A 10,804-nucleotide genomic window follows, 5' to 3' on the forward strand; every position below is an offset into this window, starting at 1 on the left:
CCCCTACCTGCGTCGGACTTGCACCGACTGGATCGCGCCAGCTTTGCCTGGCGCACCACCACCTACTCCTTACCGGTCTCCCGGCGCACTCAGAACTTATGTCGAATACCCACGGCAACGCCGAGCATATTGGTCTTGGTTCCCCCAAGCGGGTAGCCATTGGAGAAGCCGATCGACGCCGTGTCCAGGGCAAGGCCGGCATTCTTGGCGTAAGCCGTTGTCAGGTACACGTCTGTACGCTTGGAAAAGTTGTAGTCGGCAATGAACATGAGCTGCCAGGGATTGCCTGGGGGGCGCAGGGCGGCCAAAGTCGATGAGTGGAAGGTCTGGTAAAAGTAATCCGCCGTCAGGCCAAGGGCGGGAGTGACCTGGTAGGAAACGCCGGCCCAGTAGATGTCATCGCGCACCAGAGTCACCCCGGACGCACTGGACCTGCCCCAGCGGTAGCCTCCCTCGATTTTTGCTGGGCCAATCGCATAGCTGACAGCAGCAGCTGCCTTCTTGATAGTGCCGGTGCCAAGGAACGCGGCACCATTGGTGATGCCCGGGTTGACCTGGTCATAGGCGATAGTCGCCCCGAACACATCGCCCAGATACGAGACCTGGGCACCGTATCCGGAATCGCGACGAAACTGGCCGGGAGCTTCGCCGGAGCCACCGATGCTGGCACCGCCCACGCTGCCAAAGCTCGCGCCGGTGCCAAAGGACCAATGGGCGCCCACCGTGACGGCTCCGAACGTACCTGTGTACTTCACCGTGTTGTCTTCACGGAATCCTGGCCCTACCACGGCAATCACAGGCTCATACGTGTTCGCATAATAGGCAGGCGAGAAATTGGAAAGCGCTTCGTCAAGCGAGGTATATTGGCGGCCAAGGGTGATCTTGCCGTACGTGGCGCTCTGCAGGCCGACAAATGCCTGCCGGCCGAACAAGCGACCGCCTTGCTGCACTGTGCCGGTGTCCACGCCGATACCGCCTTCCAACACAAACAACCCGCTCAGACCGCGACCCAGATCCTCGACGCCGCGCAGGCCCCAGCGCGAGCCAGACAGGCCGCCGCCATTCACCGCGAACCGGTTGTCTGATCCGCCGCTTGCGTTCTTCACGTTGGTGGCGAATTCAATATTGGAATCCACCACGCCATACACCGTGACGCCCGACTGGGCTTGGGCGGCACCCACTGCGCTCAGCAGTACGAACGGCGATAGTAACTTCTTCATTTTCGTCTCCCCTAAACAGGTGGCGCTCAAGGCTTTTCACTCCACCTCGTTTCCGCCTTGTCATTGCACGCCAGCCTTCACCCTAGCGATCGCGGCCCCTCCTCCGGGCCCGCATACAGCTAGCGTCCTAGCAGCCGAGCGGCATTCTCACCGTAGACCTTTGCCATCTCGATCCCGGGGATCTCGATGGCATCCAATACCGATCCAAAACGCCGAATGGCACTTGTCGGGGCAAATGGAAAATCCGTTCCAAAGAGGATGCGCTCGGGGTCCGCCACCTGCGCAAGCGAAGCCAGGGCTGGGGTACCAGCGGACAGCGCCGTGTCAAAGTAGAACGACCTGACTGCCGCGAGCGTGTCACCTACCCGCTCGGCCACCGATGGCATCATCGAAACGGAGAGTGCAAGCCGAGGCACAAGGAATGGCAACGTGCCCCCGGCGTGCGAGAGGATGAACCGCACGTCCCTGTAGCGGCTCATCGCCCCTGACATGATCAGGCTTGCGGCGGTACGTGTTGTCTCAAAGGGATACTCGAGCACGGACGCCGGAGCGACGGATGGAACTTCATGCGGCGGCTGGTTTGGGTGAACAAATGCGACCGTTCCGCGCCTGTCAAGCTCCTCCAGCAAAGGCGTGAAATGCTCGTCGCCCAGATACATTCCGTCGTAGTTGGTGAAAAGAATGAAGCCATCAACCTTCAGCTCGTCCAGGCAGTAGCTGACTTCCTTCAACGCCGCGTCGACGTCTGGAAGCGGCAAGCTCGCGAAGGAGCCAAACCGGCCGCGGAACCGGGACCGGAGCTCTGCAGCGTGGTCGTTGCATTTCCTCAGTAGCGTGGCGGCATCTGGAATGGTCGGCCCGGACGAGATCGACAGGATGCCTTCGTCAATGCCGTTCTCATCCATCATTGCGATGGCTGCCTCTGCGGACCAGGTTGGAGCGACACCACCCGGCATCGCCGCACTCAACAAGTCCAGGCCTACCGCATCCACGTACAATTTCGGTAGAAAATGCTGATGTGTATCGATCTTTCTTTTTGACATTGTCTTTGTCTCCAGGTACTACGGGTTTTGACAGGCGTATCCAGGATTCAACAACCTCCTGGATCCACTTCTGTTCCTAGTCGGTTGCGATGGTCGATGCCGAACCGATACTCTCCGTTGGTTTGCTGCCAAATCCCTGCTGATCCGCCAGAACTCGCGCCATGGCAATCATGCTTCCGCAAGCCAGCAGGAGCGGTACCGACAGGACGACGCATACAACCAGATAGGGGAGATTCGAAATAACGATCAGGCCGATCAGTGCCGAACCGATAATTGAGCCCAGCCTGCCGAGCGAAACGGTCCAGCCACCGCCCGCGGCACGAAACGCAGTGGGATAGAAGATTCCCGGGATGGTGTTGACGCATATCAGCGGACCTCCGATGGCCAGCCCTGCCAGGAAGACCACGGCCGCATACCAGGGTGCTGCTTCTGACATGCCAAGGGCTACGATGAGCACCGAACCCGCGCCAAACGCGGCGGATATGACCGCGGCGACGTTAAACCGACGAACCAGGATGGCGAAGAGGATCGCCCCGCCGAGCGCGCCGAACTGGAACATCGAAGACAACTGCGAAGCATCTTGCATCGATAGTCCAGCTTGCTTCAGATGCGTCGGCAACCAGCTTCCGATAAGAAAGAAAACCAGGTACCCCGCAAATTCGGCAAACCATGTCAGGAGGGTTCCGAGTCGATACTCCTTCCCCAGGAGCGCGCGGATTCCGGACCGCTTCCCACTCGGCGCAGCAAGAAAGAAGCTCATACCCGAACAATCCACCGACGGGAAGATCTTTGCCACAACTCGCTTCACCACCGCGCTGGACTTGTTGCTTGCTACCAGAAAGAGGGGGGACTCAGGAACCTGCCATATCAACAGGATCACGACGCCAAGGGGCATGACACCGCTCAGCAGGAGCATGCCTCTCCAACCCAGTGCACCAATGGCGAAGGAAGTCACAAAGCCGGCAGCGGCGGCGCCGAAGAGAAAGCCGCAATACATGGATGCGAGCATCGCGGAGCGCGAACGGCCCGGACTGAATTCCGCAACGAGAGCCGACGTGGCAGGCATCGCAGCCCCGATGCCCAAGCCGGTGATGAATCGCCAGGAAATAAGCTGGACGATCGATTGAGACTCGCAGGATGCGATGCCTGCAATGCCAAACCACGCGATCGCCACAATGCTCACTGCCCGGCGTCCAACGCGATCGGCCAGCGTTCCACCAACAATCGAGCCGATCAGCAACCCAAATAGTCCAAATGCGACCAGAGGCGAGAGCGCTGCGCTCGAGAGCTTCCAACTCTGGCTGATGGCCGGCGCGATGAATCCAATCACAATGGTGTCAAAGCCCTCGATCGCGGTCGCTGCAAAGCAGACAAGAAAGACCGCCCATTGCTTTTTCTCCATTGGCATTCGATCGAGGAATTCACGCATATCGCGACGAACATCTGCTGTACTTTCCATTGTCTTTCCTTGAAGAGCGGGAGATGGTTGGGAAAACTGTGGAGACGTCGGCCTTGGGCTGTATCAGTCAAGTCACGATCGCTTCTTGTTGCCCTCTCAGCGCCCCGAAGCACACGTCCGCCTGGACATCACGAAACCTGAACACAGAGTAGTAATAAATTTACCACTCGTAAAGCTTTGTGTTGCTGGGGCTATCCCTATGGTCTTTTTGCGCACTCGCCACTGACGTGAAATCCCGACGGCCCGCCCCTGGTAAGTGCCAGGAATTCTGTAAGTACTTAGCGAAGCTGGACAGCCTTGGATCCGAAGTCGGAACGCTCGCCGCCGAGCGTCTCCTTTGGAAGGAAGCGGCGGTGCAGGTTCGTATCCGGGTGGAGTGCCGAGCCCCATTTATCGCATCCGTTCAATGCGTGGCGGGGCTGGTGCCGATCACCTGGCGGGATGGCGGTTGGCCCAGAGGTGATCATTGCGACGATAGCGATACGCGCCGTCAAAAATGAGCGCGCTGCGCCAATCTTTATATAATACGTCCGTAAAGCGTACGCGGCCACGGCCCTCAACCGGCGGCAGCAATGTTTGGGGGGTCGAGTCGAACGCTAGCGACCGGTACGCCGATGGAGAAACCTTACTCAGGAGGACAGATGGCGCGAGATACAGATTCCAGGCAGGACCAGCCCAGGAAGGGCCGGCGACCGCCAGAGCTTCAACGGGCAGAACAGCAGCGCGCGCAGGAAACGCGATCAGCCATCCTGAATGCAGCACTTTCCGAGTTCGCCGTGAAGGGATTCGAGGCGGCAAGCATCCGCAGGATCGCAGACCGGATCGGATTGCAGCATCCGTTGATCACCTACCACTACCGAACCAAAGATATCCTCTGGGAGGCCGTAGCCGAACATGTGTTCGATCGAATCCGCGTTGAGTGGGAGGGATATCTGGCGGATGCGCCACCGGTCAGCGCCGCGGAGCGGGTGAGGCTGTTGTACCGCGCCCTGTTTAAATTTACGGTGGATTTCCCCGAGTTTCATCGCTTCATGCTTCAGGAAATCCTTGAGTACAGTCCACGGCTTCAATGGCTCGCGGATACGATACTCCGGCCGCTGATCGTCCGGGTGCTGCCGCAAATCCGGGAAGCGCAGGAGGAAGGCGTTCTCCCTGGGGTCGAACCTGTCATCCTCCACTATTTGATGATCAGCCTGACATCGACACTTTCCACTTTTGGCTCGGAAATGCTGGCGACCAGCAAGCTCTCAGCATCCGACCCGGCCGTCGTCGATGCTTATTGGAATACGGTTGAGGGACTGCTCTTTGGGAAGCAGTCCACCACGCTGAGAGTCGTCAAACCAAAATCGAGTGACACTGAGAAGATACTTCCTCGTAGCACGTCCCAGCCCGCCGACAAGCGCCCTGTCATCAAGCGAGCAAGCCGTAGCTGACCGCCTTCTCGGGCTCCGGAGGCGTTGCCTTATGAAGAAGCAAATCTCTTTCGGCGCCATACCAAGGCTGCCGCACTCCTGTTGCTCTTCCTGGCCGTACGGCACCGTATCCAGCCGCTAAGCAGCCGGAGCGCAGCATGTTGGGACACGACGACATGCGCGTTCCGCTGCAGGATTCGGCTCGATCCTCCCTCACCGGGGCCGCCGGAATTGCTCGAGCGATGGCAACGCCTGGCTTGCTACCAATGCTGATCACGCCTGTAATGGTTCAGGGTGTTTCAAGCCGGCGAGGGCCAACATGCGCTGTGCAAACTGTGGTTTCGAGAATCTCGCGCAGGGAAATTTCTGTGAGGAATGTGGCGCCAGGCTCGTACGAAACTGCCCAGGCTGCGGAGCAGAGACCAGCCCCCTTGCGAAATTCTGCGGGGCTTGTGGCATTCCCCTAAACGGCTTCATTCCAGGAGAGCCTGAACGGCCTGGCCCCAAAGGCCTGGCTCCCGTGCACTACACGCCACCCCACCTGGCGGAGCGCATCCTGACTGAACAGGCCGCAAGGGAGGCCAAGGGCGAAGAGACAGGGGAGCGCAAGACCATCACCGCTCTCTTCGCCGACATGGCTGGCTCGACAGCATTGATCCAGGACCTGGATCCCGAAGAGGTACGCCATCTGATCGACCCTGTGGTCACGCTTATGATGGAGGCCGTGCATCACTATGAGGGATATATCGCCAAGCTTCTGGGCGACGGGATCCTGGCGCTATTCGGGGCACCCATTGCCCACGAGGACCATGCACTGCGGGCGCTATACGCGGCGCTGCGCATGCAGGAGGCGATGCGCCGACACAGTGACCGGGTTCGGCTGGACCGGGGCGTTCCGCTGGAAATCCGGGTTGGCATCCACTCGTGCGAGGTGGTGGTGCGCTCGATCCGCAAAGACGACCTGCACGCTGACTACGATCCGGTTGGCCACACCATTCACATTGCGTCACGGATGGAAGGCATGGCCAGGCCAGCGTCTACCCTGGTGAGCGCGTCCACCTACAAGCTGGCGGAGGGATACTTTGCGTTCAAGGCCCTGGGGACTACACAGGTCAAGGGCGTCCGCGACCCGCTCGAGGTCTATGAGGTACAGGGCACCGGGGCGTTGCGCACACGCCTTCAGGTAGCGGCGCACCGCGGACTGGCACGGTTTGTCGGTCGCCAGGATGAGCTGCGGCAACTGCAAAGCGTCCTGGATCTGGCCAGGGACGGACACGGACAAATCGTTGGCGTACAGGGAGAAGCCGGGGTAGGAAAGTCCCGGCTGTTCCACGAGTTCAAGGCACGGTCAAGCCAGGGCAGCCTACTGCTGGAGACTTTCTCGGTTTCGCACGGCAAGGCCTTTGCCTACCTTCCGTTGATTGAGCTCCTGAAGAACTATTTTCAGATTTCCTCCGAAGATAGTGACCGCAGTTGCCGCGAAAAGGTCATGGGGAGACTGCTGACATTAGAGCGTTCGCTGGAAGACCACCTGCCATACCTGCTCTACCTGCTTGGCGTCGCTGAACCTGGTTCAGCATTGTCAGACATGGATCCGGCGATTCGGCGCAAGCGAACGTTTGATGCGATAGCAAGCCTGCTGATCCGGGAAAGCCTCAATCAGCCGCTGCAACTTATATTCGAAGACCTTCAATGGCTGGATGCCGAAACCAAGGCGTTCCTCGACGTTTTCGTCGATTGCGTGCCAGGTGCGCGGATCGTCTTGCTGGTCAACTACCGGCCGGAGCATACCCATGACTGGGGCGCCAGGCCCTGCTACACGCAACTACACCTGGAGCCATTGGGGCCGGCTGAAGCCCAGGACTTGCTCACCGCGCTGCTTGGGGATGATCGCAGCCTCGTTTCCCTGAAGCGGCTCATCCTGGAGAAGACCGAAGGCAACCCGTTTTTCATCGAGGAAGTCGTCCAAACCCTTTTTGAGGAAGGCGCCTTGCTCGGCCACCCCGGCTGTTACCGCATCGAGGAAACGCCCACGCTTCTGCACATCCCGGCGACTGTACAGGGGGTACTGGCTGCGCGCATCGACCGGCTCCCCTTCATGCAAAAGGAACTGTTGCAAACGCTGGCGGTGATCGGGAAGGATTTCCCCCTGACGCTGGTCCGGCACATCACGGCACTCGCGGAAGACAAGCTGCGCCCCCTTCTGTCGGATCTGCAGGCCGCGGATTTCATCTACCAGCGCCCCGCCTACCCAGAGATCGAATATGCCTTCAAGCACGCCCTGACCCAGGAAGTCGCTGGCAATTCGCTGCTGATCGAGCGACGCCGCGCGCTGCACGAACGCACTGCCCAAGCCATCGAAACACTGTTCCAAAGTCGCCTGAAGGACTATTGCAGCGAGCTCGCGCATCACTACAGCAACAGCGGCAACATCCCAAAAGCGGTCAAGTATCTGCACTGTGCTGGCCAGCAGGCCCTGCAGCGTTCGGCGCTCACGGAAGCGATCCGTCAACTATCGACTGCCATCGATGTCCTCAAGCAATCGCCCGACAGCCCGGAAGGCACACGCCAGGAGCTTATGCTGCGCCTGACTCTCGGCCCGGCCCTGACAGCCGCACGAGGCCAGGCCTCCCCTGAGGTGGAATCCAACTACAAGCGTGCACTGGCACTTTGCGAACTGGAAGGACAAACCCAATACATCTTCTCCGCTTTATTGGGCCTGTGGACGTTCTATCAGCTGCGCGCGCAGTACACGACAGCGCAGTCGCTCGGAGAGCATCTGCTTCGCCTGGCCTCGAAGACCGGCAAGCACGAGCATTTCGCGGAGGCCCATCGCGCGCTGGGCGCTACGGCGTTCCGTCTCGGCATGCTGGACGAGGCTCGCACACATATGGAGCACGTCCTTAAGCTGCAGAGCCCGGACCAGAAGGCAGACGACTTTCTCCTGGGTTACGGGCGGGACCCGGCTGTTCATGCCATGGCCGCGTTGGCATGGAACCTCTGGTACCTCGGCAAGCCGGAACTGGCCCTCCGACACAGCCATAGGGCCGTTGAGTTGGCTCGAGCGCGCCCGGACGCCTACAACCTTGCCCTGTGCCTGATCTTTGCTGCCGAAGTCCACCAGTGCCGGAGCGAAGTCGAACTGACCCGCGAGTACGCCGAAGCTGCCATCGCCGTCTCGGATGAGCAAGGGCTCCCCTTCTATCTTGGATTGGGAGCAGTCCTGCAAGGCTGGGCGCTGGCCGAGAGCGGACGTCACGAGGACGGGATCGCCCGGATACACCAGGGCCTCCGGGCATGCGAGACGACCGGCGCGGCGCTCGGCAGGCCTGGTCTACTTGCCCTGCTGGCCGATGCTTACGGAAAGGCGGGACAAGTCGACGCTGGCCTAGATCGGGTGGCCGAGGCCCTCATGCTGGCCACAGAAACCGGGGAGCAGGTCGATGAAGCAAGACTGTATCGGCTCAGGGGCGACCTGCTAATCCGGCAAACGGAGGGGGGGCCCCTTCCGCTGGCCGGCCAAGACGAGGCTGAAGCCTGCTACACCAAGGCCTTTGCGCTAGCCCGTGCCCAGGGTGCCAAATCGCTGGAACTGCAAGCGACACTGAGCCTGGCAAGGCTATGGTGCCAACAAGGCAAGCTGCAGGCAGCGCGCCTGACGTTGGCTGATATCTATAGCCGCCTGGACGAAGGCCTTGACCTGGCCTACTGCAAGCAGGCCAAAGCCCTGTTGGATGACCTGGCCAGACAACTGGATGCCAATGCTATGCACCAGAAGCTGGGCTAACAGTACGATTCGCGCAACCGCGCCTTCACGAAATCGCATGGCGACTGCCCTCCCCAGCGCACCGGGACTGCGGAAGGCATGTCCCAGGATAGGGAAGGTGAATCTCAGCTGGTTTCCACCATCACCAGCTCAGAGTCCTCGAGAGCCATGACTTCGGCGGCTGCCGCGTTCGTGATTGCGGCCCCGTCCAGCGGCCCCATGGGCTCGCCGTCAATTTCGATCCGGCCCGAGGCAACGACGAGATAGGCGCTGCGCGACGGGCTGAGCGGATGTCGGATGCTTTCCCCGGCCTTCAGCGTTGCACCGAGCAGGCGTGCATTCGCGCGAATCGGCAGTACTTCGCGGTCGTCGGCGAAACCGCTGGCCAGCACCGCAAAGCGTCCCGAGCGATCGCTCTTTGGAAAGGGCTTGGTGCCCCAACGGGGCTCGCCGCCGGTCTCGCGGGGCAGCAGCCAGATCTGGTAGACCTTGAGCGGCACTTCGCCCACGTTGAATTCGGCGTGGCGGATGCCCGTGCCTGCACTCATCACCTGAACATCGCCCGCGTGGATCGTCCCTTCGGAACCCAGGGTGTCGCGGTGCCCGAGTACACCCTGGCGGACGTAGGTGAGGATCTCCATGTTACGGTGCCCATGCAGGGGAAATCCGCGGCCAACGGCGATCTCATCGTCGTTCCAGACGACCAGGGAACCCAGTGCCTGATGCGCCGGGTTGCCGGCCGCATTGACCTGGAAATGGTATTTCGCGCGGAGCCAGCCAAGATCCGTTTCGGCCAGTGATTGCCAACGCCGGTGTAAGAGCATCCCCGTCTCCATGTTCCGCCGGCCGGAATGGGCCGGTTGCCATCAACGACCGCCCCGAAATGGGTGACGGTGTCAGGTTTAGGCGAATGCTATCGGAGCAACGATCCGGCGCATTTGATTGCGCTTGCGGTTTTACGGTTGGGCGTGAGCGACTGCCAACACGGCTCGTGTTCGGTCAGTAGTGCTCTGTCACCGCCGCGTTGCCGGTTGTGGGTGCGGGGCCCGCTGTCGTTACGACGTGACTGTCGGCAACCGGTCCCGCGCCGGCGCCGCCTGGCTGCCCGGGACGCAACAACAAGCCGCCCAGCACACCCGCAGCCGCCGCGAGGATTGCACCGGACAGAAACGCCACGTGATAGCCGCTATTGAGCGCCGCCGTGGCGGTTTTGGAAGCCTGCATCGCTTCGCTGCGCGCGGCAGCGAGACTGGCGAGCACCGCGAGGCCGAGTGCGCCCCCCATCATCAACGACGTATTGACGATACCGGACGCGAGACCCGAATCGCCCGGATCGACATCGCTCATGGCAGCCAGCAGCACGGCATTGAATGCGATGCCCGCACCGAAGCCGAACAGGATCATGCCGGGCAGCACGTCGAGCACGAAGGTGGCGTTCACCGGTGCTCGTGCGAACAGCGCAAGGCCACACGCAGCGACGACCAGGCCGACGGAAAGCGGAAGGCGCAGACCGAACCGCATCACCATGCGCGCCGACAGGCCCAGCGAACAGAACGCCATGATCAGACTGGCCGGCAAGAACGCGAGCCCGACCTGCAAGGGCCGGTAGCCGAGCACGCGCTGCAGATACAAGGCGGAGATGAAGAACCACGCGAACATCGCCCCCGCCCAAAGTACGCCAACCACATTGGCAGTCGCGACATTGCGCGAGCGGAACAGACCGAGCGGCATCAACGGATGCTGCACGCGCGCTTCGATAACGAGAAACATGGCCAACAGCGCCAGCGCGGCGAACAGCAGGCCCAGTGCGTATTCCGGTGATTGTGACCGGTCATTCCGGCATCGTGACCACGGATTCCGTTTTATCGTGACCGCTGTGTCCCTGCGGTTTCCGGTTGATTGTG

General features: G+C 60.8%; 6 protein-coding genes and 1 pseudogene. 2 read left to right on the top strand and 5 right to left on the bottom strand.

What is annotated here, in order from left to right; all coding sequences use genetic code 11:
- Nucleotides 1-89: 89 nt before the first annotated feature.
- The 3 genes from RM96_RS27535 to RM96_RS27545 form a co-directional block, all read right to left on the bottom strand.
- Nucleotides 90-1,220 carry a porin gene (locus tag RM96_RS27535; protein ID WP_039014909.1) on the bottom strand — a complete coding sequence of 377 codons (1,131 nt, stop codon included), beginning with the start codon at nucleotides 1,218-1,220 and terminating at the stop codon, nucleotides 90-92.
- A 119-nt stretch (nucleotides 1,221-1,339) separates the two neighbouring features.
- A complete protein-coding gene (locus tag RM96_RS27540) occupies nucleotides 1,340-2,263 on the bottom strand; it encodes an amidohydrolase family protein (RefSeq protein WP_039014910.1) in 924 nt (307 codons plus the stop codon).
- A gap of 76 nt (nucleotides 2,264-2,339) precedes the next feature.
- Nucleotides 2,340-3,722, bottom strand: coding sequence for an MFS transporter (locus RM96_RS27545; protein WP_082016733.1), 1,383 nt, complete (start codon nucleotides 3,720-3,722; stop codon nucleotides 2,340-2,342).
- Nucleotides 3,723-4,363: 641 nt separating this feature from the next.
- Here RM96_RS27545 and RM96_RS27550 point away from each other — a divergent pair.
- Both RM96_RS27550 and RM96_RS27555 read left to right on the top strand, forming a co-directional pair.
- Nucleotides 4,364-5,155: a TetR/AcrR family transcriptional regulator gene (locus tag RM96_RS27550; RefSeq protein WP_039014912.1), complete on the top strand. Its 792-nt coding sequence runs from the start codon at nucleotides 4,364-4,366 to the stop codon at nucleotides 5,153-5,155.
- 298 nt (nucleotides 5,156-5,453) lie between these two features.
- Nucleotides 5,454-8,921 (top strand): adenylate/guanylate cyclase domain-containing protein, encoded by a 3,468-nt coding sequence (locus RM96_RS27555; RefSeq protein WP_052279775.1) that lies wholly within the window; start codon nucleotides 5,454-5,456, stop codon nucleotides 8,919-8,921.
- Between the two features lie 104 nt (nucleotides 8,922-9,025).
- Here the strand turns inward: RM96_RS27555 and RM96_RS27560 are convergent, their stop codons facing one another.
- Together RM96_RS27560 and RM96_RS27565 are read right to left on the bottom strand one after the other, a co-directional pair.
- Nucleotides 9,026-9,724, bottom strand: a complete 699-nt coding sequence (locus tag RM96_RS27560; RefSeq protein WP_039014913.1) for a pirin family protein — start codon at nucleotides 9,722-9,724, stop codon at nucleotides 9,026-9,028.
- Between the two features lie 175 nt (nucleotides 9,725-9,899).
- Nucleotides 9,900-10,709: pseudogene (locus RM96_RS27565) on the bottom strand (MFS transporter); the annotation flags it as partial.
- Between the last annotated feature and the right edge of the window lie 95 nt (nucleotides 10,710-10,804).

The organism is Cupriavidus sp. IDO (assembly GCF_000812465.1).
GTDB lineage: Bacteria > Pseudomonadota > Gammaproteobacteria > Burkholderiales > Burkholderiaceae > Cupriavidus.

Bases quoted from the DNA above. Each gene is read 5' to 3' on its own strand.
- RM96_RS27555 (WP_052279775.1), top strand. From the start codon at position 5,454: ATGCGCTGTGCAAACTGTGGTTTCGAGAATCTCGCGCAGGGAAATTTC.
- RM96_RS27540 (WP_039014910.1), bottom strand. From the start codon at position 2,263: ATGTCAAAAAGAAAGATCGATACACATCAGCATTTTCTACCGAAATTG.
- RM96_RS27560 (WP_039014913.1), bottom strand. From the start codon at position 9,724: ATGCTCTTACACCGGCGTTGGCAATCACTGGCCGAAACGGATCTTGGC.
- RM96_RS27550 (WP_039014912.1), top strand. From the start codon at position 4,364: ATGGCGCGAGATACAGATTCCAGGCAGGACCAGCCCAGGAAGGGCCGG.
- RM96_RS27545 (WP_082016733.1), bottom strand. From the start codon at position 3,722: ATGGAAAGTACAGCAGATGTTCGTCGCGATATGCGTGAATTCCTCGAT.
- RM96_RS27535 (WP_039014909.1), bottom strand. From the start codon at position 1,220: ATGAAGAAGTTACTATCGCCGTTCGTACTGCTGAGCGCAGTGGGTGCC.